This is a genomic window from Marivirga arenosa (genome assembly GCF_030503895.2).
Classification (GTDB): Bacteria; Bacteroidota; Bacteroidia; order Cytophagales; family Cyclobacteriaceae; genus Marivirga; species Marivirga arenosa.
In genome coordinates this window covers 3,879,455-3,900,687 of sequence record NZ_CP129970.2, presented here as the reverse complement: position 1 = coordinate 3,900,687, position 21,233 = coordinate 3,879,455, and the positions used below count along the sequence as shown (strand labels likewise).

Here is a 21,233-nt window from a genome sequence, read left to right as displayed (position 1 = left end):
ATAGTGTATTGTAATATAATACAATTTTAAAGCATTGGCAATGCTGATCAATAAAATATTTTGCTTATAAGTGCTTGAAGGTCAATAATAAAATAGCTTACATCTGTTTACTCCAGAAAGCATCAATAAGTAATTGGGCAGTTGCTGGGTTTGTGGCAATTGGGATATTATGAACATCACAAATTCTCATCAACATTTGAACGTCTGGTTCATGAGGATGCTTGCCTAGAGGATCTCTAAAGAATAACACCATTTCAAGCTTTTTTTCGGCAGATAATGCAGCAATTTGAGCATCTCCACCAATTGGGCCAGACAAAAGCTTTTCTACCTTTAAACCAGTATTTTCTACATATCCGCCTGTGGTGCCTGTGGCTACTAATGATACCTTAGAAAGCTTTTCTTTATTTTTATTGAGGAAAGAAACCATCTCTGGTTTTTTACCATCGTGAGCAATGATTGCTATTTTCATATCATTAGATTTATAAAGTTTTAAAATGCTCTAAGGCTAATTTGTATCCTGATAATCCTAAGCCTGAAATCATTCCTATACATTTTGATGAAATCAAGCTTTTATGTCGAAATACTTCTCTTTTATAAATGTTGGATATATGAACTTCTATAACAGCTGTGTCTATAGCGCCAATTGCATCATGTATGGCAACAGAGGTGTGGGTGTAGGCCGCAGCATTTAAAATAATTCCATCATAGGCAGAATCGGATTCCTGAATTTTTGATACCAACTCACCTTCTATATTGGATTGATAATAATCTAGTTCTACATCAGGGTAATCTAGTCTTAATTTTTTTATAAATTCATCAAATGAAGCTGCTCCATATATTTCAGGTTCTCTTTTACCTAAAAGATTTAAATTTGGTCCATTTATGATTATGATTTTCTTTTTATCCATTACATTTAATTATGGCTTGGGATATATTTTTAACTGAATATAGGAATTATTTACAATTAGAACGCTCATTAGCTGAAAACACCGTTTCTGCTTATATCCATGATGTGATAAAGCTAAAACAGTTTTTGGATTTCTCCAATCCTAAAAACGATCCTTTAGAAGTTAAGCCTTCTGATTTACATAATTTTTTAGAATATGTAAATGAATTAGGTATGACGGTCCATACCCAAGCAAGAGTAGTATCAGGTATAAAAGGCTTTTTTAAATATTTATTATATGAAGATATTATAAAAGAGAATCCGGCAGAATTATTAGAGGCTCCAAAGTTAGGGCGAAAACTACCTGATGTGTTGAGCACGGAAGAAATTGATCGTATCTTTAATTCAGTGGATTTAACTAATGCAAATGGACAAAGAGATAGGACTATACTGGAAGTATTGTATTCATCTGGTCTTAGAGTAAGTGAAGCAGTGAATTTAAAAATATCCAATACTTATTTTGATATAGGCTTTTTAAGAATAATAGGGAAGGGGAGCAAGGAAAGATTAGTACCGATGGGAAAGTCGGCTTCCAAGCATTTGAAGATTTATATCAATGAAGTCAGAATTCATCAAAACCCAAAGCCTGAAGCTAAAGATATTGTCTTTCTAAATCGTTTTGGAGGATCGATCAGCAGGGTATCTATTTTTACCATGATTAAAAAGCAGGTCAATTTAGCAGGTGTTCATAAAAAAGTAAGTCCCCATACATTCCGTCATTCATTTGCTACTCATCTGATAGAAGGAGGAGCTGATTTACGAGCTGTTCAGGAAATGCTAGGACATGAATCCATTACCACAACTGAAATTTATACTCACTTAGATCGTGATTTTTTATCTCAGACCTTGAAAGAATTTCACCCTAGAGCTTAGTTGTTACTTTTAGCTTTATTTCTTTTCTCTTCGTCTATATCTCTTACTAATAAACTTAGGAAAGCTGCAATTGCCATTGAGATTCCCCCCACGATTAGGGCATAAACAGCATCATTATGAAAGAAATTCCTCAAAATATAACCTAATATACCAGCAGCAACGATTTGAGGGATAACAATAAAAAAATTGAATACTCCCATGTAATACCCCATTTTGTCAGCAGGCAAAACACTACTTAACATAGCATAGGGCAATGAAAGAATACTGGCCCAAGCTATACCAACGCCAATCATACTGATGACTAATGTGTTTGGATCATTAATGTAAAATATAGAGATTAAGCCAGCTCCACCACACAATAAAGCAATCATATGTGTGCCTTTTCTGCCAAAATATTTTGCTAAAATGGGTAATCCAAATGCTGCTAAAGCCGCTATGCCGTTATAAACACCAAACATGATACCTACCCAGTTTGCTCCTTCATTATAAAGCGCTGATTCAGTGTCCGTGGTACCATAGACATGCTCCGTTACTGCCGGAGTAGTATAAATCCACATGGCAAATAAGGCAAACCAAGAAAAGAACTGTACAAAAGCCAATTGCATCATAGTTTTAGGCATCTTGAAAATACCTATGAAAGATTCAGCTAGTCCACTGAAGATCTTTCTTTCACTATTTTCAGCTTTCAGTTTTTCTAAGTCTTCAGGTGGGTATTCTTTTGAATTAAACACAGTCCACATTACAGCTGAGGAGAAAGCAATACCTCCTATATAAAACGACCATTTTACGGAATCAGGAATTTCACCTGATGCAGCGGTATTTGAAACGCCCAGCCAATTTGTTAAAACATAAGGTAAAACCGATGCGACTACCGCACCAATACCAATGAAAAATGCCTGCATGGCAAAGCCTTTCGTTCGTTGCTCATTGGGCAATACATCACCAACAAATGCTCTGAAAGGTTCCATGCTGATGTTGATTGAGCCATCCATCACCCATAGCATTCCTGCTGCAACCCAAAGAGCCGGTGAATTAGGCATGATGAATAATGCAATGGTTGCCAATATAGCACCTATTGCAAAGAAAGGTCTTCTACGTCCCCATTTGGGAATCCAGGTTTTATCAGAATAATATCCAATTATGGGTTGAACAATTAAGCCCGTAACCGGTGCTGCTAACCATAATATAGGAAGGCTATCTTTTGAAGCTCCTAAAGTCTCAAATATTCTACTTACGTTTGCGTTTTGAAGCGCAAACCCAAATTGAATTCCTAAAAATCCAAAACTCATATTCCAGATTTCCCAAAAACTTAATTTTGGTTTCTTAGAAGCAATTGAAATATCTTCCATTAAATTATTTATGGTTTAAAAATGTTGTGGGGGTTTACCAAATAATTATTCACTTACCAATTTATAATGAATTGTTCTTCTTCCCATTTAAATTTGCTTAGCGGTAGATTTTCTATTTTAAAATCAGTCCTTTCCTGATCTGGTAGTGGATCAAAGTTTGATATTGGATCTATGAATCTAAAAGGTGATTTTTCTATTGGGATTGACTGTTGATCGATTGAAATCTCCTGCTTTAATTCATTTTCAAAGCCGTGGAAGTATATCTGCACTTCTTTATATTGAGATTTATAATTTCCTTCTTTAGCATGGAAAATTATTTGTTTCTCCTGAGGCTTATATTCGATTACTCTTTTATAAAAAGCACCTTCTACATGATTGAAAGTGTCACCATCATCTTCATAATATTGGTAGGTATTATTTTCTGATCCTTTATAAATATGAAGATATAAAACACTATTTTGATTGTTACTCAAGCTTTGCACCCTGTCTTGCATGGGGATAATAGAAGAAGCTTTTATAAATACAGGTAACTTTTCAATTGGACACTCTGCTATAATTTCCTGCGTACCGTGATAGAATTTATCATCGTATAAATCATACCAATTTCCTTCAGGTAAATATACCTTAGCTAAATTTACTTCACTTGAAACCGGAGCTACTAAAATATTAGCCCCAAATAAGTATTGGTTTTCATATAGGGAGTTGTAGATTTTATCATCGTGTGGGTAATAAATCGCTAAACTGCGAGCTACGGGAATACCACTTTCATGAGCCTCATAAAATGCTGAATATATATAAGGCATTAATTTATAGCGCAGATTTATGTAATTACGGGAAATTTCTTCGACCTCTTCACCAAATGCCCAAGGTTCAGAATCTCGGCTGTTAATCATACTATGACCTCTAAAGAATGGAGCAAATGCTCCAATTGAAATCCATCTTGCAAACAATTTACTGTTAGCATCACCTGCAAAGCCGCCAATATCGTAACCTGAGAATGCCACTCCTGTTAAGCCAAGACTGTTGACTAGTCGAACTCCCAATAGCATGTGTTCGTCATTGGCCACATTATCGCCAGTCCAAACTGCGGCATATCTTTGTATACCGGCAAAGCCTGCTCTAGTAAGATTGAAAACTCTTTTATTAGGATGGTTCTTCTTGGCTCCTTCATAGGTACTTCTGGCCATTTGCATGCCGTATATATTCCTTGCTTTTCGGGTAGATGCTTTTTGACCTTCAAAATCAAACTCCATCAGCTCAGGAAGATATTGACCCCAGGTTGCAATTTCGTTCATGTCATTCCATAAACCAGAAATTCCTAAATCAGTGTAAGCTTTTAGTTTCTCAGCCCACCAGTTTCTAACATCTGGATTTGTAAAGTCAGGGAAATGGCACCATCCAGGCCATACTTCTCCTTCATAATATTCACCATCTGGATATTTAATGAATACATCTTCTTTTACTCCTGAGTCATAAGCTTCATAGCCTTCTTGGATTTTAATACCTGGATCACATATGACCACAAGCTTAAATCCCATTTCCTCCAGCTTTTCAATCATTTTACTCGGATTCGGAAAATCTTCCCCATCCCAGGTAAATATTTTATAATCTTGCATATGATGGATGTCTAAAACCATCACATCTGCAGGAATTTCTTTTTCCCTGAAAAAATTAGCTATACCTAAAACTTCCTTGTCAGGTTTATAACTGTAACGACATTGCTGGTAGCCTAAACTCCACATAGGAGGGAGTTCCATTCTTCCTGTTAAATCAGTGTAGGCGCTAATAATATCTTCTACATTATCCTCATAAATGAAGTAATAGGCCATATCACCTTGGTCAGCTGAAAAGCTAGAGAACCTTCTATTTGAAGCTCCAAAATTGAAATGTGATTTATGACTGTTATCTAGGTAGATGCCGTAGGAAAGATGGTTGTGTATTCCAATATAAAAGGGAATACTACAGTATAATGGATCGCTATCTGGTGGGTAACCGAAATGGTCAGTATTCCAGTTTTGATATCCATTTCCTTTTCTATCTAAAGGCCCTGTTTTTTCGCCTAAACCAATAAATCTTTCCCCTTCTTGAAGTTTTTTATAGGTAGTAACTTGCTCTCCCAACCACGAGGTGCTAAAAGAAGCATCATCTTCATTGATAAGCTCACCAGCCTTATTTTTAAATTTTACAGCAAATGGAGATTTGTTAAGTTCTAAAGTAAGTTTATCAGTTTTTATTTCTACAATATTATCATGATAGATACAGCTAAAGTCAATATTTAGTGGTTTCGAAATAACCGCATAGGAGTGCTTATCGAATTCTTTTGAGGAGCTTAAATGTATTTTAAAAGTTCCTTCCTGTATTACGCTGATTTTGAAATATGCATTCTCAGTTTTGCCAGAAATACCATAAGAAGTTTCTTCATAGTGTTCAATATTTCCACAATGAAGGTTTGAATTCGATTTATTTATCGTTTTAGAACTAATCATCCATTTTACTTTTAAGAACCGCTAAGCTATCCAATGAAGTTATCAGAATTTACTGATGCAATTATAAATTTAATGCAATCGTTTGCGGTGCCGTTTGCAATTTAACGATTTGTATTTAAAAATCATTTAATATGCTTTTTTAAAGGATTTCAGATCTGTTTACAGTGGCTAATATTAGCTTTAGCAAAATAGATTTAGGAAACAAAATCATTTATTTCTGTTTTGAAATTTAAATTAGCAACTTTGTCACAGATTAATAATACATATCATTATAATAGAGTTGATTTAATAAGATGTCACAAAATTTATATCATAAATTATCTTCTGAAAAGCCTTTTTTTATAGTAGGTCCGTGCGTAATGGAAAGTATGGATTTATTGCATACAGTTGCCAAGGAAATAGTTACCCTTAAAAAGGAGTTTGATGTTGAAATCATTTTTAAATCTTCTTTTGATAAGGCAAATAGAACTTCAGCATCAGCTAAAAGAGGTCCTGGATTAGAAGAGGGGAGAGAATGGCTGCAGGAAATTAAGTCAACTTATGATCTTCCAGTTACTACAGATGTGCATGAGTCAAATCAGCCTAAATTATTAGAAGATGTGGTTGATATTATGCAGATACCTGCTTTTTTATGCCGTCAAACAGATTTATTGTTAGCAGCTGCTGAAACAGGCAAAATTGTAAATATTAAAAAAGCGCAATTTTTATCAGGGGAAGATATGTATTACCCTGCTCAAAAGGTGGTACAGACGGGGAATAAGCAGGTTATGTTGACCGAGCGTGGTAATATGTTTGGGTATAATAATTTAATAGTAGATTTCCGGAATATTCCAGACATGCTTGAGCACGGTTTTCCTGTAATTATGGATTGTACTCATTCTGTACAGCGTCCCGGTGGGGCAGGAGGAAAGACTGGAGGCAATAGAGAGTTTGTACCTGGTATGGCAATGGCAGCGAAAGCTTTTGGGGCTAATGGTTATTTTCTGGAAACTCATCCTAATCCTGATGAAGCATGGAGTGATGGACCTAATCAGGTATTTTTAAAGGATTTAAAAGCATTAATAAAATCAATAATTCAATGAGTCGGATTTTAGATTCTGCTAAAGAAACAATTGCTATTGAAGCTAAATCAGTAAAAGATTTAGAAAGCTTACTGACAGATGATTTTGAAAAGGCTGTGAAGGCCATTATGGATAGTAAAGGTAAGCTGATTGTAACGGGTATGGGTAAATCCGGAATAATTGGAAGAAAATTAGCGGCTACATTTTCAAGCACAGGCACACCTAGTTTCTTTTTGCATCCAGGGGAGGCTTATCATGGCGATTTAGGTCTGATACAACAAAATGACATAGTATTAGCAATCTCTAATTCAGGAGAAACAGATGAACTACTTAAAATTTTACCTTATTTTCTAAGAAACGGGAATAAAATAATCGGAATGAGTGGAAATCCCGCTTCAACATTAGCTAAGAATACTCATTTTCATTTGAATGTACATGTAGAGGAAGAGGCTTGTCCCCTTGATTTGGCACCCACTTCCTCAACCACAGCTACTTTGGTAATGGGGGATGCATTGGCTGTTGCCTTAATGCGTGAACGAGATTTTCAACCTGAGCATTTCGCTTTATTTCATCCTGGAGGTTCTTTGGGAAGAAGATTATTAATGCGAGTGAAAGATGTGATGAGGTCTACAGAATTGCCAGTTATTGCATCTGATAGTAAAATGGAGGAGGTTATTCAAGCCATGTCCGCAGGAAGGTTGGGTATTGCCATAATTGAAGATCAAGCTAAATTATCAGGAGTAATTACAGATGGTGATTTAAGACGAGGAATGAAAAATAATAAAGCTAATTTCATGGACCTTCAAGCCAAAGATATTATGACTAATTCTCCTAAATTCATTGATAAAGAAATGAAACTAAAGGAGGCTGAATTGATGATGATGGAACATAAAATTAACACTTTACTAGTGGCTGAGGATCAGAAATGCATTGGTGTATTACAGCTTTACGATCTGTAGTTGTAAATTTTAAAATATTAATGAAGTAGTATTTTAAATTATATGTTGATTAGCTCAACATACATTAAATAACATTATCTCTTATTCCCTTTTATATTTCTTTCATTATTGTCATTTTTGAGTTCTTAAACGAAACGTAATTCATTAAAATATAAAAACATGGCTAAAGCAGGAGTATTATCCGGAGACGAAATGATGAATCTTCTTCATCATGCAAAAGAAAATAAATATGCATTACCGGCAGTAAACGTAATTGGTAACAATTCAATTAATTCAGTTTTAGAAACTGCTAGAGATGTAAATTCACCAGTTTTCATTCAATTCTCTAATGGAGGAGCTGCTTTTAATGCAGGGAAAGGATTATCTAATGATGGACAAAAAGCCGCTATAGCTGGGGCTATTGCAGGCGCTCATCATGTTCATTTAATGTCAAAAGAATATGGCGTTCCTGTAATTTTGCATACTGATCACTGTGCTAAGAAATTATTGCCATGGATTGATGGGTTATTAGAAGCAGGTAAAGAGTTTTATAAAACACATGGTAAGCCGTTGTTTAGCTCACATATGATCGATTTATCTGAGGAGCCATTAGAAGAAAATATCGAAATCTGTAAGAAGTACTTAAAGCCAATGGCTGAAATGGGTATGCACCTTGAGATTGAACTAGGTATCACTGGTGGTGAAGAAGATGGTGTTGACAATACTGGAGTTGATAGTAGTAGATTATATACTCAGCCAGAAGAAGTGGCTTATGCATATGAGCAATTAAAGGAGGTGAGTGATAATTTCACTATTGCGGCATCATTCGGAAATGTTCATGGTGTATATAAACCAGGAAATGTTGAGTTACGTCCTGACATCTTAAAAAACTCACAAGATCATATTCAGAAAAAGCATGATACAGCAGAAAAGCCAGTATTATTTGTATTCCATGGTGGATCAGGTTCTGAGCCAGAGAAAATCGAGGAGGCAATTGGATATGGAGCTGTGAAAATGAATATCGATACAGATATGCAATGGGCATTCTGGAATGGTGTACATGGCTATTACAAAGAGCATAAAGATAGATTGCAACAACAAATCGGTACTCCTGATGATCCAGATTTACCAAATAAGAAGTTTTATGATCCAAGAGCTTGGTTAAGAAAAGGTGAGCAGAGCATGGTAGAACGTTTAAAACAAGCTTTTAAAGAATTAAACTGTATTAATAGACTGGCTTAAAAAGTCATTAAATTCTAAGTATTAAAGCACAGGTATAATTGCCTGTGCTTTTTTTTGCTTTATAATTAAGCTATATTTTCTTTTTAGTACTTTTAAGTTTATTGTATTCATATTCCAGATGAAAATAAATTTTCTTCTATTATGCTTTCACACAGTATTCATTCTGTCAGCTTGTAATTCCTTAGAAATGAAAAATAATGATGAATCAATTATTAATTCTGAATTCCCTGATGGTGTTGCATATGAAATTTTTATTCAATCATGGGCTGATGGAAATGGTGATGGAATTGGTGATTTTATAGGCGCAATACAAAAATTAGATTATTTGCAGGATTTAGGTGTGTCTGCTGTTTGGCTAATGCCTATCATGCCTTCACCTTCTTACCATAAATATGATGTAACCGATTATAAAGCCATCCATCCTGATTATGGAACAATGGATGATTTTAAAACCTTTTTAAAAGAGGCTCATAATCGAAATATTAAGGTGATTATTGACATGATCATCAACCATACTTCTTCTGAACATCCTTGGTTTAAGGAAGCTTTTAAGGGCAGAAATAATCCCTATCGTGATTACTATATCTGGGCAGATATAGATAGTGTAGCAGATAAAATATCAAAAAAAGAGGTCACACAAGATTCGGATAATATTACGCAATGGCATGCTGTAAATAATGATAGAAATGAGCAGCATTATTATGGTTTTTTCTGGGGAGGAATGCCGGACTTAAATTTTGATAACCCGAAAGTCAGAAAGGAAATTTATGATATTGGGAAATACTGGCTAAACGAAATTGGTGTTGATGGATTTAGATTAGATGCTGCAAAACACATTTTCCCTGATGAAAGAATTAAAGACTCTTATTTGTTTTGGCAGGAGTACAAAAGGGAAATGCAAAAAGTAAAAGATGATGTTTATTTGGTAGGAGAGGTATGGGCACCTGCTTCAGTTGGAAAAGAATTTGCTAAAGGTCTGCCTGCATTATTTAATTTTGATTTGGCTGGAAGTATACAGCAATCTATCCTTCAAGAAAGAAATATTGCCAGTACCATCAGTGGCCCTTCTTGGGAAAACCTTGATAAAGAAGACATCATAAGTAGATTAATCAAACAAAGAAAGCTTTATAAAGATGCATCAAATGATTATAAAGATGCGATTTTTCTAACCAATCATGATCAAAATAGAATCATGAGTAATCTGAATGGTGATCTAAAGAAGGCAAAATTAGCGGCCTCCATTTTTTTAACTTTAGCAGGAACGCCATACATCTATTATGGTGAAGAAATAGGTATGTTGGGTAAAAAGCCGGATCCAAATATACGAGAACCATTCTTATGGGATACTAAAGAATTGGATACTTTTAGAACAAACTGGATCGAAGCAGTATTCACGAAAGATGGTAAAGTTCAATCTCTTCGAGAGCAAAAAGATAATCCTCTGTCATTATATCATCATTATAGGAATTTGATCCATTTCAGAAATCAATACATTGCTTTATCAAAAGGAAATATTGAATCTATAGAAAATTCAAATCCATACTTAGTAGTCTATCGTAGAGTATATCAAAATGAGCTGTTAAATGTTGTGCATAATTTATCCTCACAATCTCAATTGTTGGATACTATTCCTAAGGAGATAATTTATGGGGGAAATAGCATCATTAATAATACAATAAATCCATTCAGTACAATTATTTATAAATGAGTAAATTTCAATTAAATATTAATCCAAAAAGTACAGATTTTGACGAATTAGGGCATATCAATAATGTAGTGTATTTACAATGGGTTCAGGATGTGGCAGAGGCACATTGGAAGAATATTTCAGGAACGGATGATGATCAAATTAATCTTTGGGTAGCCTTGAGACACGAAATAGATTACAAAAAAGAAATTAAGCCTAATGAAAAAGTGGTAGCTGAAACGTGGGTAGCTTCAATGGAAGGAGTGAAATCTGAAAGAATGACAAGAATTTTTAATCCTGATAATAACCAAACTAAAGCAGAGGCGAGAACATTTTGGTGTTTATTAGATGCTAAAACTAAAAGGCCCAAAAGGATACCAGAAGATATGAAAAGGTTGTATGAGAGTTAGAATTAATTTCCTCTGTAACATTTTCAAAATTGATAAGTTAGAAGTATAAAATAACTAAAAGCTATGATTGCAATATTATCTCCAGCTAAAAGTCTGGATTTTGAGAAACAATTTGAGATTAGAAGTACCCAAACTAGATTTGATAAAGAGACCCATCAATTAATAGAAGTTCTTAAAGATAAATCGGAAGAAGAGGTTGGTGAATTGATGAGCATAAGTGATAAATTAGCTCAGTTAAATGTTGAGCGTTATGATAACTTTAAAAGGAAGACTCCTAAGCATGCTAAGCAAGCAATTTTAGCTTTCCAAGGTGATGTTTACCAAGGCTTAGAGGCTGAGGAATTCACACAAGAAGAGCATGACTATGCTCAGCAACATATTCGCATTTTGTCTGGTTTATATGGCCTGTTAAGACCATTAGATTTAATTCAACCCTACAGATTGGAAATGGGTACTAAACTAGAAACCGATAAGGGTAATAATCTTTATGAGTTTTGGGATGACAAAATAACAGATTTGTTAAAGGAGGATATTAAATCTCAAGGTGATAATATCTTGATTAATCTCGCTTCAAATGAATACTTCAAATCTGTAAATAAAAAAGAATTAAAAAAGGATTTTAAAATTGTGGATGTTGAGTTCAAAGACTTTAAAAATGGCAAGTATAAAATTATATCCTTTTTTGCTAAAAAGGCCAGAGGCTTAATGGCAAGATTCATTGTAAAAAATAAAATCGAATCTATTGAAGATTTGAAAGGCTTTGATTTAGATGGTTATTCTTATGATCCAAATGATTCGAGTGAGATTAAATTAGCTTTTAAAAGAGGGTAAAATCATCTTATAGGCTAAGATTATTTAAAAGGATAGTGTTGAATTCAAAAACGCTATCCTTTTTATTTTTATATTGTAATTCATTAATTCTAATTACTAATTATAAAACTATGAAAAAGAATTTTACAATATTATTGGTGTTCATTCTTATTCCAATTATTGGCTTTGCCCAAGATATAAATCAAATCGCCCTCGAAAAAGCTGAGGAGATAGAAGAAAAAGTAATTGAGTGGAGAAGATATTTTCATCAGAATCCAGAATTGTCAAATCGTGAATATGAAACGGCTAAAAAAATAGCCAAGCACCTTGAAGATTTGGGCCTTGAAGTAGAAACGGGCATAGCTCATACTGGTGTTGTGGGTTTATTAAAAGGTGGGAAGTCAGGACCTGTTGTGGGTTTAAGAGCCGATATTGATGCCTTGCCAGTTACGGAGAGAAATGATTTACCATTTAAGTCTGAAGTAGTAACAGAATATAATGGAAAAGAAACTGGAGTTATGCATGCCTGTGGACATGATACTCATATTGCTATTATGATGGGTGTAGCTGAAGTTTTCAGTGAAATTAAAGACAAGATTCCAGGAACAATAAAATTCATTTTCCAACCAGCGGAAGAGGGTGTGCCTGCTGGTGAAAGAGGAGGAGCAAAAATGATGGTGGAAGAAGGAGTTTTGAAAAATCCTGATGTTGATGCCATTTTTGGTCTGCATATAAATGCGGGTACTCCAGTTGGACATATCAAGTACAAGTCTGAAGGAATAATGGCTGCATCAGATAGATTTACCATTAAAGTAAAAGGAAAACAAGCGCATGGGTCAACACCATGGGCCAGTATAGATCCGATCGCGGTTTCTGCTAGAATTATCAATGGATTGCAATATATTATCTCTAGAAATTCTGAATTGACCAACGAAGCAGCAGTTATCACGGTTGGAATTATGCAGGGGGGTGTTCGTTACAATATTATTCCTGAAGAAGCTTATTTGGAAGGAACCATTCGCACACTGGATGCGGATATGAAAAAAATGATCCATGAAAAGATTCGAATTACAGCACAAAAAATTGCTGAGATTGAAGGGGCTACCGTTGAAGTAGAAATCATTGAAAATGCACCTTTAACCTATAATGATCCTGAACTAACTCGAAAAATGGCTGCATCATTAGAAAAAACAGTAGGTGCAGAAAAGCTTCATATTATGAAAGCAATTACAGGAGCTGAAGATTTCTCTTACTTTCAAAATGAAATTCCCGGTTTGTATTTCTTTATTGGGGGGCAGCCAAATGAGCAACCAGAAGGACAAGCTTTAGGTGGTCATCATACTCCAGATTTTTATATTGACGAAAGTGGTTTGATAACGGGAGTGAAAGCTTTTGTTAACCTTACATTAGATTACATGAATAATAACTAGATTAATAATAGTATTGAGTCTTTGATAAGGCTCAATACTTTTAAGCTTATCGATAGTGAAACATATTAATATTTACTCCTTCTAAAGTGGTATATTGACTCATAAGGTTTGCGGTTAGACAGGAGTGAATGGGTAAAACGTATACAATATCACCAATATTGAATTCATCAAACTTTTCATCATCAACATGCATCGTTCCGTGTTCTTGCGACAGTTTTTTCATGTAGCAATTCTTAATAGGGGAACCCCATCTTTCATCTTCTTTTTTGGAAATTAAACCGTAAATGGTTCTGCCATTTTGTTCAATTCTATCTTTAGATAAATGAATAGCTCCACCGTAAAGGATTATCTCGTTTCGATCTTTATGTTTGGCTACAACAGGACAAGCTAACGCTACAGCAATATCATTATAACTACATGATCCGATTTCAGCCTGCATGACATCATAAAAGACAAAATTCCCAGGACGCATTTCATCAATATGGTCAAAGTCACTGCATATACTACAGCTAGGAGTGTCTCCGTTCGAAATAATCAGTTCAGGATATTGTTTTTTGAAATGATCTTTTAAATCGATCATCAACTGTGAGGTTTCTTGATGTATTTTATTTATTTCTTCTTTTCCCTTTGCTTGATAGGAATGCCCTGCATGTTGAATGAAACCAACAAAATTCACCAATTCATTCTTTTCAATTTCATTAATAATGGATTGGATTTCTTCAAGTTTTTGAGCCTGAACGCCTGTCCTATGATAACCCGCATCAATTTTTATGAATATATTAAGTGGATGTCTTATTTCTTTGTTTAAATGTTGAACTGTTTCAACTGACTCAACACAGATATTTAAGGTGATTTCTTTTGCCAGATAATTCACCGTGTCAATCTCTAATAAGTTGAGTGGAAAAGCTACAGTGATATCTTTCCAGCCTGATTTATGGAAATATTTAGCCATTTCTAATGAAGAAACGGCACAAGAGTCAATGCCAAACTCTTTAAACCACTCGCCAATTTCATGCGATTGATGTGTTTTAAAATGCGGCCTTAATTTACAATTGAATTCTTTGGCACGATCCACCATATTTTCAATGTTTTTTCGGCATTTGCCTTTATCTAATAATAGGGTTGGTTTCGTGATCTTCATATTGGCTTTATTCTATTTGGATTAATTCACCCCCATTGCTAACTTCTACATTAAGACTAGGATTTCCTACATACAATATTCTTCCAGCATTTTCAATAGAACCAGTTATAGAGTTTTTTGCATTTACTATTATATCATTATAACCTCTATGTAGAATTTTAGCATTATTTACTTGAAGATTTTCGCATTCATATATCCCATCATTGAAATATGCATAAATCGTTAATTCATCACTTCTACCAATGACATTATAATTTGCGGAAGAATTACTAGATAAAAGAATATAAGAATTATTTATTAATAGATTTATATCACCTACTGCATTTTCAGTCCTTATCGAAATTGGTCTATATAGTGTGTCATTTGTTATGATATTGCCGTTACTTAGAGAAATTATATTTATGCTTTCTTTATCTGTAAACCATTTTAATTTTGGTTTTTTAAAATCTCTAGTCCAACCACATGAATTATAATTGAAGAAGCTAATCGAATCATTTTCATATTCATAGATAATTTCAGGAATTAAATTTTCACCATAAGTCAATTCAAAATATTCATTTTCAGCTTCTATTATTTCTAATTCTATATCATCATAAATGACTAGCTGATTGAATGATTCTAGTTCTGTAATAGAAATAGTAGTTTCCTCTCCGGCTGATTGAAAACAATCGGGGGCATTAGTTGAATTGCAACCCAAAAATGATAAGCTTATAATGAGAAGAAAGAAGCAATATTTAATTCTTTTTAAAATCTCCATCCTATTCCAAATTCAGATTGTTCTGCAGTTGCAGCATGCGTTTTTAAAGATGCTATAGCCATTAAATGATCATGGAACTGATACCTTAATCCATATCTTTGATATACAGGCATATTTTTAGCACTAGGATCATATACATAAATTCCTAACTGAGTGATAAATCCAAGCTTTCCAAATTTCAACTCATGACCAAGTAAAAGCGAAACTCTTCTGAAATCTTCTATCTTCTCATTATTTCTTATTCTTTGCCAATCTTGCTGAATTTGTTCTTTTAATGCTGTATTATGAGAATAATCTAAACCAATTCCTACATCACTCTTTTTATTTAAATACTTTTGGCCAAATATGATTACATTAAAGAAAGGTTTGGAATCTCTAACCTGTAAAGTTTTTGTATTATAACCTCCGCTTAATGAAAAATAGAGTTGATACGGAATTTTTTCAATTGGTTTTATTGCATTATTTATTTCTTCTGTCTTACTGATGATTTTGTAAGACATACCCAAATTGGCAGTTATTATATTAATACCTCTATTTGGGGCTCTTTGAGCGCCATTACTAGCGTGTGTAACATTTAAGTTTGGAGTCAGATTAAATTTATCATTGATATTAATCTCATAAGTCAACCTTGTTTGTAACAAAATAGTGATAGGGGTTGAGATCATATTATTCTGGTTATTAGTCTCCCTATCATAAGGGTTAGTAGAATAGACTAAACCAGTCCCAATGCGAAAATATAATGCCGTGTTTTCTTTTCTACTTATTGGGAGATCCATATTCGCAGCCCCAACTATCAAATGACCTAATTTTGGATTTCTTAGGTTGTAATAAGATAGACCATAGTTTACAATTGGCTTATTGTAAAGGCTTTCCCATTCTCTTCTGCCATTTAATCTTTGTTGAAAACTCAATTCAATTCCACTTGGATTCGAAACTGCCAAATGAGAAACATATTGATTATGTTTTAAAATAAACCCTTTAATAATTTGCCCATTCAAATACCAGTCGTATTTCTGGGCATGAGCTGAAAGACTTATTATTATAAATAATAAGATTGCTAAAAATCTCTTCAACACTATGATAATTTAAACTGCAACAGCTGCTTTAATATGTGGGTGATATTGATAATCTACCAACTCGAAATCTTCAAATTTGAAGTCGAAGATATTCTTGACTTCAGGGTTGATTTTCATTTTTGGTAGCGGGTAGGGCTCTCTTGATAGTTGAAGATGAGTTTGGTCTAAATGGTTAGAATATAAATGAGCATCACCTAATGTATGAACAAATTCACCTGGCTCAAGATCACAAACTTGTGCAACCATCATAGTTAATAGTGCATAAGATGCGATATTAAATGGAACACCTAAAAATACGTCAGCTGATCTTTGATACAATTGACAACTTAATTTTCCATCCGCTACATAAAATTGGAAAAATGCATGACAAGGAGGGAGTGCCATATTAGGAACATCTGCTACATTCCAAGCACTTACCATAATTCTTCTAGAATCAGGGTTGTTTTTAATTTGATCAATTATTTGACTAATTTGATCTATATGCTTTCCGTCAGGGGTTGGCCAGTTTCTCCATTGAGAACCATAAACTGGACCTAATTCACCATTTTCATCTGCCCATTCATCCCATATTGAAACGCCATTCTCTTTTAGGTACTTGATGTTAGTTTCACCTTTTAAAAACCATAGTAACTCATGAATGATCGACCTCAAATGCAACTTTTTTGTAGTAACAACGGGAAAGCCTTCTGATAAATCAAATCTCATCTGATAACCGAAAACACTAAGGGTTCCAGTTCCTGTTCTATCTCCTTTTTCAGTGCCATTATCTAAAATGTGCTGCATTAAATCGTGATACTGCTTCATACTATGGTAATTAAAAGACGCTAATAATTCTTAAAGATAATAAATGATAAAAACTATCTATAAAACATCATGTAATATAATACAAAATGAGATATGGTAACTAGGATTAACCTGGCGAATTCCACTCTATTTCTTTCTGATTTTTCAGTTCTGGTATACAGATAGTAAAATACTGCAAAGTAGGGGATAGGTAAACCAATGAAGGCAAGTTCAGAAATTGGAATCCTACCCATTATGATAATAACGGCAGGAATCCAATATATAAATGATGAATACCTTTTAGCACTTTCTAAATTCATTCAAATTATAGTTTTTCGTAAATGATTGCGGCACCTTGCCCAACTCCAACACACATGGTAGCTAAACCATATTTCACATTTTCTCTTTTTTGCATTTCATGTAATAAAGTAGCTGAAATTCTAGTGCCACTAGCTCCTAAAGGGTGACCAATCGCAATTGAACCACCGTTTACATTTATAATGTCAGGGTTTAAATCTAAATCCTGAATGCAGGCTATCGATTGAGAGGCGAAAGCTTCATTTAATTCAATTAAATCTAAATCATTTACAGATAATCCAGCTCTCTTCAAAGCTTTTTTTGTAGCAGGAACTGGACCTATTCCCATAGTTTCAGGTCCTACACCAGCAATCGCCATGCTAACCACTCTAGCCATTGGTTTTAAATTGAATTTTTTAAGGGTTTCTTCATTTACAATTAAAGATGCGGCAGAACCATCATTAACCCCACTTGCATTCCCTGCAGTTACTGTCCCATCTTTTTTGAAGGCAGGTTTTAAAGTGCTTAATTTTTCAATAGATGATAATCTAGGATGTTCATCTTTATCAAAAATAATATCGTCAGCTTTTCTTTGAGGTACATTAACGGGCACTATTTCGTTACTAAATTTACCTGCTTTATGAGCTGCATCGTATTTTACTTGTGAATTATGAGCAAATTCATCCTGACTCTCTCTACTGATCTTCCATTGTTCAGCAACATTTTCAGCAGTTTCGCCCATCGCAAATGGATAATGCATATCTGCTAATTTTGGATTTATAAATCTCCAACCAATTGTAGTGTCATATATTTCTGGTTTTCTAGAATAAGCAGTTTCAGCTTTTGCCATAACAAAAGGAGCTCTTGTCATACTTTCAACACCTCCGGCAATAAAGGCTTCGCCATCACCTAACATAGTAGCTCTACTGGCATCCATTATGGATTGTAGGCCAGAGGCGCATAATCTGTTTACCGTAACTCCACCCACCTCTATGGGTAATCCAGCCATAAGGCCAGCCATTCTTGCTACATTTCGATTATCTTCTCCCGCTTGATTAGCAGCTCCAAAAATCACATCTTCTAATAATGATTTGTCGAAATTGGGCTGTCTTTCTAATAAACTTTTGATAATATGAGCTGCCAAATCATCTGGCCTTACGCTACTTAGGGTCCCACCAAATTTTCCGACAGGTGTTCTTGCTATGTCTACAATATAAGCTGTTTTAATCATTTCCTTTTTTTTATTCGAAATTAATCTTTTTGATTTTTAGCTGAAAGTCTTAACTCAAAATGTTAATCTTGATTATCTATAGATAATAATAAAAACTCAATTGATTTGTTTAATTCAATTTATCAAGTTTCCCATCTCTCATTTCATGTCTTTCATCTGATATGGCCGCTAGATCTTTATTATGAGTTACGATTACAAAAGCTTGTCCAAATTCATCCCTTAATTTTAAAAATAAGGAATGGAGTTCTTCAGCATTTTTTGAATCTAAATTACCGCTGGGCTCATCTGCAAAGACTATGGATGGGTTGTTCATAAGAGCTCTGGCAACAGCTACTCTTTGTTGCTCTCCACCACTTAATTGACCGGGTTTATGTTCTGCCCTGTTATCAATACTTAGAATTTTCATCAGTTCTTGTGCCCTTATTTGAGATTCCTTTTGATCTCTCTTAGAAATGTAGGCAGGAATTAATATATTTTCTTCTGCCGTAAACTCTGGAAGTAGATTATGGAATTGAAAAATAAAACCAATTGCATTATTTCTAAAGTTGGATAGCCTGCTTCCATTAAGTTTACTAATATCTTTATTGTCGAATATTAATTCACCATTATCAGCTTGATCCAACGTTCCTAAAATATGTAATAAAGTACTTTTTCCGGCACCGCTCGGTCCTACAATAGCACTTATTTTTGCCTTTTCTAATTGAAAGTCAATGCCATCTAAGACTTTCAGATCTCCATAATTTTTTTGAATGTTTTTAGCAATTAATAAGCTCATGCCTCAAAGATAATGAAAACAGTAAATCTGAAATATGAAAGTTGAATTATCTTAAGTATTGGCGATAGAATTCAAAATATGCATATTCAAAATCTTTATAAACTTCAATAATTCAAAGTATTTGCAAATTTGTAATTTGTAAATTACTGTTGAGGTTGAATAATAATATTTAATGCCGTACATTCGCAGAAAAATTATCCAAGAATGAACATACACGAATATCAAGCCAAAGGAATACTTGAAAAGTACGGAGTAACCATTCAAAAAGGAATTGTTGCCGATACACCGGAAGATGCTACAGCTGCAGCTAAGAAATTAAACTCAGAAACAGGTACTGAGTGGTATGTGATAAAAGCACAAATTCATGCTGGAGGTAGAGGTAAAGGAAAAGTAAAAGAAACTGATTCAAACGGAGTTGTATTGGCAAAAAGCTTAGATGAGGTAGCACCAAAGTCACAAGCTATTTTAGGGGGTACATTAGTTACTCACCAAACTGGTGAAGAAGGTAAAGTTGTTAATAAAATATTAGTAGCACAAGACGTTTACTATCCAGGCGAAAGTGAGCCAAAAGAATATTATTTAGGTATTCTTTTAGATAGAGCCAAAGGATGTAATGTTATCATGGCCTCTACTGAAGGGGGTATGGATATAGAGGATGTTGCTGAGAATACTCCAGAGAAAATCATTAAGGAGTGGATTGATCCACGTGTTGGTTTACAAGGATTTCAAGCAAGAAAAGTTGCTTTTAAGTTAGGGTTAGAGGGTGAAGCTTTCAAAAATATGGTGAAGTTTATCTTTTCACTTTATGAAGCGTATGATGCAACGGATTCATCAATGTTCGAGATTAACCCAGTATTAAAAACATCAGATAATAAAATTTTAGCAGTTGATGCTAAGGTTAATTTAGATGATTCAGCTTTATATCGTCATAAAGATTTAGCTGAAATGAGAGATAAGACGGAAGAAGATCCTGCAGAAGTTGAAGCAGCTGAATCTGGCTTGAACTACGTAAAACTTGACGGAAACGTAGGTTGTATGGTGAACGGTGCTGGTTTAGCGATGGCTACTATGGATATCATAAAATTATCAGGAGGCGACCCTGCTAATTTCTTGGATGTAGGAGGTAGCGCAAATGCAGAAACTGTAGAAGCGGGTTTCAGAATCATTTTAAAAGATCCTAAAGTAGAAGCTATCTTAATCAATATCTTTGGTGGTATTGTGAGATGTGACAGAGTTGCAAAGGGTGTTGTTGAAGCCTACAAAAACATAGGAGATATTAATGTGCCTATTATTGTTCGTTTACAAGGAACGAACGCTGAAGAAGGTGCTAAAATCATAGAAGAGTCAGGATTGAAAGTAACTTCTGCTATCGTATTGAAAGATGCAGCAGAAAGAGTTAAAGAAGCTTTAGCTTAATAAAAACTTAAATTATATTAGAGCAGCTGATCTTCAGGTCAGCTGCTTTTATTTTTTCAACCCAATATGCACCTGTAGCTCAACTGGATAGAGTATCGGATTTCGGCTCCGAGGGTTGGGGGTTCGACTCCCTCCAGGTGTACTACTCAAGACTTCAAAGGTCGATAAAACCTCTCAGAGATATTTGAGAGGTTTTTTTGTTTTAATTAGAGCCTGATTTACTACATTATTTATCGATATTATTCTTTAAAACTATATAGTTTAAACTTTTAAATCCTTAGTTATAATCAATATATTCGAGTTTAATTAAATAATGAATTTCATGCTTAAAAGCTTAGTATTACTACTTTCAACCATTTTCCTTACTAGTTCAGTCTACAGTCAAAAATATCCTTTCCAATTAGGTAAAGTTGATAAAAGTCAGTTTGAAATAGATTCTTGTTCATTTTATCCTGAAGCTAAATCTATGATACTTGCTGAATACGGAGATTTAAGGATCTTTATTATCCTTTGAGGGTAAAGCAC

Annotated in this window: 21 protein-coding genes and 1 tRNA gene; 11 read left to right on the top strand and 11 right to left on the bottom strand. The window is 34.2% G+C overall.

The features are described from left to right. Positions 1-97: 97 nt before the first annotated feature. Together QYS48_RS16955 and aroQ are read right to left on the bottom strand one after the other, a co-directional pair. Positions 98-469, bottom strand: coding sequence for a methylglyoxal synthase (locus QYS48_RS16955; protein WP_308356970.1), 372 nt, complete (start codon positions 467-469; stop codon positions 98-100). 10 nt (positions 470-479) lie between these two features. After that, on the bottom strand, positions 480-908 hold the full coding sequence (gene aroQ, locus QYS48_RS16950; RefSeq protein ID WP_308356969.1) for a type II 3-dehydroquinate dehydratase: 429 nt from the start codon (positions 906-908) through the stop codon (positions 480-482). A gap of 11 nt (positions 909-919) precedes the next feature. Between aroQ and xerD the strand changes: the two genes are divergently transcribed. Further along, the gene (gene xerD, locus QYS48_RS16945; RefSeq protein ID WP_308356968.1) at positions 920-1,819 is read left to right on the top strand and encodes a site-specific tyrosine recombinase XerD; all 900 of its coding nucleotides are present in this window, start codon (positions 920-922) and stop codon (positions 1,817-1,819) included. Here xerD and QYS48_RS16940 read toward each other — a convergent pair. Beyond that, complete coding sequence (locus tag QYS48_RS16940) at positions 1,816-3,168, bottom strand: MFS transporter (RefSeq protein WP_308356967.1); 1,353 nt, start codon at positions 3,166-3,168, stop codon at positions 1,816-1,818. The genes xerD and QYS48_RS16940 overlap by 4 nt on opposite strands. Before the next feature lie 53 nt (positions 3,169-3,221). Further along, positions 3,222-5,654 carry a glycoside hydrolase family 31 protein gene (locus tag QYS48_RS16935; protein WP_308356966.1) on the bottom strand — a complete coding sequence of 811 codons (2,433 nt, stop codon included), beginning with the start codon at positions 5,652-5,654 and terminating at the stop codon, positions 3,222-3,224. 293 nt (positions 5,655-5,947) lie between these two features. Between QYS48_RS16935 and kdsA the strand changes: the two genes are divergently transcribed. The 7 genes from kdsA (at position 5,948) to QYS48_RS16900 (ending at position 13,232) form a co-directional block, all read left to right on the top strand. Next, positions 5,948-6,736 (top strand): 3-deoxy-8-phosphooctulonate synthase, encoded by a 789-nt coding sequence (gene kdsA, locus QYS48_RS16930; RefSeq protein ID WP_308356965.1) that lies wholly within the window; start codon positions 5,948-5,950, stop codon positions 6,734-6,736. Further along, positions 6,733-7,674 carry a KpsF/GutQ family sugar-phosphate isomerase gene (locus tag QYS48_RS16925; protein ID WP_308356964.1) on the top strand — a complete coding sequence of 314 codons (942 nt, stop codon included), beginning with the start codon at positions 6,733-6,735 and terminating at the stop codon, positions 7,672-7,674. Before kdsA ends, QYS48_RS16925 begins: the two co-directional genes overlap by 4 nt. 159 nt (positions 7,675-7,833) lie before the next feature. Then, the gene (gene fbaA / locus QYS48_RS16920) at positions 7,834-8,895 is read left to right on the top strand and encodes a class II fructose-bisphosphate aldolase (RefSeq protein WP_308356963.1); all 1,062 of its coding nucleotides are present in this window, start codon (positions 7,834-7,836) and stop codon (positions 8,893-8,895) included. A 187-nt stretch (positions 8,896-9,082) separates the two neighbouring features. Further along, the gene (locus QYS48_RS16915) at positions 9,083-10,603 is read left to right on the top strand and encodes an alpha-amylase family glycosyl hydrolase (RefSeq protein ID WP_308356962.1); all 1,521 of its coding nucleotides are present in this window, start codon (positions 9,083-9,085) and stop codon (positions 10,601-10,603) included. Further along, on the top strand, positions 10,600-10,992 hold the full coding sequence (locus QYS48_RS16910; RefSeq protein ID WP_308356961.1) for an acyl-CoA thioesterase: 393 nt from the start codon (positions 10,600-10,602) through the stop codon (positions 10,990-10,992). Before QYS48_RS16915 ends, QYS48_RS16910 begins: the two co-directional genes overlap by 4 nt. Positions 10,993-11,055: 63 nt before the next feature. Then, a complete protein-coding gene (gene yaaA, locus QYS48_RS16905; RefSeq protein WP_308356960.1) occupies positions 11,056-11,823 on the top strand; it encodes a peroxide stress protein YaaA in 768 nt (255 codons plus the stop codon). 110 nt (positions 11,824-11,933) lie between these two features. Further along, entirely contained in the window at positions 11,934-13,232 is a 1,299-nt protein-coding gene (locus QYS48_RS16900) for an amidohydrolase (RefSeq protein WP_308356959.1), read from the top strand. Between the two features lie 46 nt (positions 13,233-13,278). Here the strand turns inward: QYS48_RS16900 and QYS48_RS16895 are convergent, their stop codons facing one another. The 7 genes from QYS48_RS16895 to QYS48_RS16865 all read right to left on the bottom strand — a co-directional run bounded on the left by QYS48_RS16895 (position 13,279) and on the right by QYS48_RS16865 (position 19,292). Further along, complete coding sequence (locus tag QYS48_RS16895; protein WP_308356958.1) at positions 13,279-14,373, bottom strand: alanine racemase; 1,095 nt, start codon at positions 14,371-14,373, stop codon at positions 13,279-13,281. Positions 14,374-14,380: 7 nt separating this feature from the next. Further along, positions 14,381-15,130, bottom strand: a complete 750-nt coding sequence (locus QYS48_RS16890; RefSeq protein ID WP_308356957.1) for a DUF2807 domain-containing protein — start codon at positions 15,128-15,130, stop codon at positions 14,381-14,383. Continuing rightward, the gene (locus QYS48_RS16885; RefSeq protein WP_308356956.1) at positions 15,118-16,203 is read right to left on the bottom strand and encodes an acyloxyacyl hydrolase; all 1,086 of its coding nucleotides are present in this window, start codon (positions 16,201-16,203) and stop codon (positions 15,118-15,120) included. The genes QYS48_RS16890 and QYS48_RS16885 overlap by 13 nt, the downstream gene beginning before the upstream one ends. Positions 16,204-16,215: 12 nt before the next feature. Continuing rightward, complete coding sequence (locus QYS48_RS16880; protein ID WP_308356955.1) at positions 16,216-17,010, bottom strand: thymidylate synthase; 795 nt, start codon at positions 17,008-17,010, stop codon at positions 16,216-16,218. Positions 17,011-17,063: 53 nt separating this feature from the next. Further along, the gene (locus QYS48_RS16875; protein ID WP_308356954.1) at positions 17,064-17,309 is read right to left on the bottom strand and encodes a hypothetical protein; all 246 of its coding nucleotides are present in this window, start codon (positions 17,307-17,309) and stop codon (positions 17,064-17,066) included. A 5-nt stretch (positions 17,310-17,314) separates the two neighbouring features. Continuing rightward, positions 17,315-18,514 (bottom strand): acetyl-CoA C-acyltransferase, encoded by a 1,200-nt coding sequence (locus QYS48_RS16870; RefSeq protein WP_308358441.1) that lies wholly within the window; start codon positions 18,512-18,514, stop codon positions 17,315-17,317. A gap of 112 nt (positions 18,515-18,626) precedes the next feature. Then, positions 18,627-19,292 (bottom strand): ABC transporter ATP-binding protein, encoded by a 666-nt coding sequence (locus tag QYS48_RS16865; RefSeq protein WP_308356953.1) that lies wholly within the window; start codon positions 19,290-19,292, stop codon positions 18,627-18,629. A gap of 204 nt (positions 19,293-19,496) precedes the next feature. Here QYS48_RS16865 and sucC point away from each other — a divergent pair, with 204 nt between their 5' ends. From sucC to QYS48_RS16850, 3 genes are all read left to right on the top strand, one after another. Further along, positions 19,497-20,708: an ADP-forming succinate--CoA ligase subunit beta gene (gene sucC / locus QYS48_RS16860; protein WP_308356952.1), complete on the top strand. Its 1,212-nt coding sequence runs from the start codon at positions 19,497-19,499 to the stop codon at positions 20,706-20,708. 68 nt (positions 20,709-20,776) lie between these two features. Then, positions 20,777-20,850, top strand: a tRNA-Arg gene (locus QYS48_RS16855). Positions 20,851-21,030: 180 nt separating this feature from the next. After that, positions 21,031-21,222, top strand: coding sequence for a hypothetical protein (locus QYS48_RS16850; RefSeq protein WP_308356951.1), 192 nt, complete (start codon positions 21,031-21,033; stop codon positions 21,220-21,222). Positions 21,223-21,233: the final 11 nt, after the last annotated feature.

Excerpts from the sequence above, each read along its gene's own strand:
- QYS48_RS16955 (WP_308356970.1), bottom strand. The coding sequence starts at position 469 with ATGAAAATAGCAATCATTGCTCACGATGGTAAAAAACCAGAGATGGTT.
- aroQ (WP_308356969.1), bottom strand. The coding sequence starts at position 908 with ATGGATAAAAAGAAAATCATAATCATAAATGGACCAAATTTAAATCTT.
- xerD (WP_308356968.1), top strand. The coding sequence starts at position 920 with ATGGCTTGGGATATATTTTTAACTGAATATAGGAATTATTTACAATTA.
- QYS48_RS16940 (WP_308356967.1), bottom strand. The coding sequence starts at position 3,168 with ATGGAAGATATTTCAATTGCTTCTAAGAAACCAAAATTAAGTTTTTGG.
- QYS48_RS16935 (WP_308356966.1), bottom strand. The coding sequence starts at position 5,654 with ATGATTAGTTCTAAAACGATAAATAAATCGAATTCAAACCTTCATTGT.
- kdsA (WP_308356965.1), top strand. The coding sequence starts at position 5,948 with ATGTCACAAAATTTATATCATAAATTATCTTCTGAAAAGCCTTTTTTT.
- QYS48_RS16925 (WP_308356964.1), top strand. The coding sequence starts at position 6,733 with ATGAGTCGGATTTTAGATTCTGCTAAAGAAACAATTGCTATTGAAGCT.
- fbaA (WP_308356963.1), top strand. The coding sequence starts at position 7,834 with ATGGCTAAAGCAGGAGTATTATCCGGAGACGAAATGATGAATCTTCTT.
- QYS48_RS16915 (WP_308356962.1), top strand. The coding sequence starts at position 9,083 with ATGAAAAATAATGATGAATCAATTATTAATTCTGAATTCCCTGATGGT.
- QYS48_RS16910 (WP_308356961.1), top strand. The coding sequence starts at position 10,600 with ATGAGTAAATTTCAATTAAATATTAATCCAAAAAGTACAGATTTTGAC.
- yaaA (WP_308356960.1), top strand. The coding sequence starts at position 11,056 with ATGATTGCAATATTATCTCCAGCTAAAAGTCTGGATTTTGAGAAACAA.
- QYS48_RS16900 (WP_308356959.1), top strand. The coding sequence starts at position 11,934 with ATGAAAAAGAATTTTACAATATTATTGGTGTTCATTCTTATTCCAATT.
- QYS48_RS16895 (WP_308356958.1), bottom strand. The coding sequence starts at position 14,373 with ATGAAGATCACGAAACCAACCCTATTATTAGATAAAGGCAAATGCCGA.
- QYS48_RS16890 (WP_308356957.1), bottom strand. The coding sequence starts at position 15,130 with ATGGAGATTTTAAAAAGAATTAAATATTGCTTCTTTCTTCTCATTATA.
- QYS48_RS16880 (WP_308356955.1), bottom strand. The coding sequence starts at position 17,010 with ATGAAGCAGTATCACGATTTAATGCAGCACATTTTAGATAATGGCACT.
- QYS48_RS16875 (WP_308356954.1), bottom strand. The coding sequence starts at position 17,309 with ATGAATTTAGAAAGTGCTAAAAGGTATTCATCATTTATATATTGGATT.
- QYS48_RS16865 (WP_308356953.1), bottom strand. The coding sequence starts at position 19,292 with ATGAGCTTATTAATTGCTAAAAACATTCAAAAAAATTATGGAGATCTG.
- sucC (WP_308356952.1), top strand. The coding sequence starts at position 19,497 with ATGAACATACACGAATATCAAGCCAAAGGAATACTTGAAAAGTACGGA.
- QYS48_RS16850 (WP_308356951.1), top strand. The coding sequence starts at position 21,031 with ATGCTTAAAAGCTTAGTATTACTACTTTCAACCATTTTCCTTACTAGT.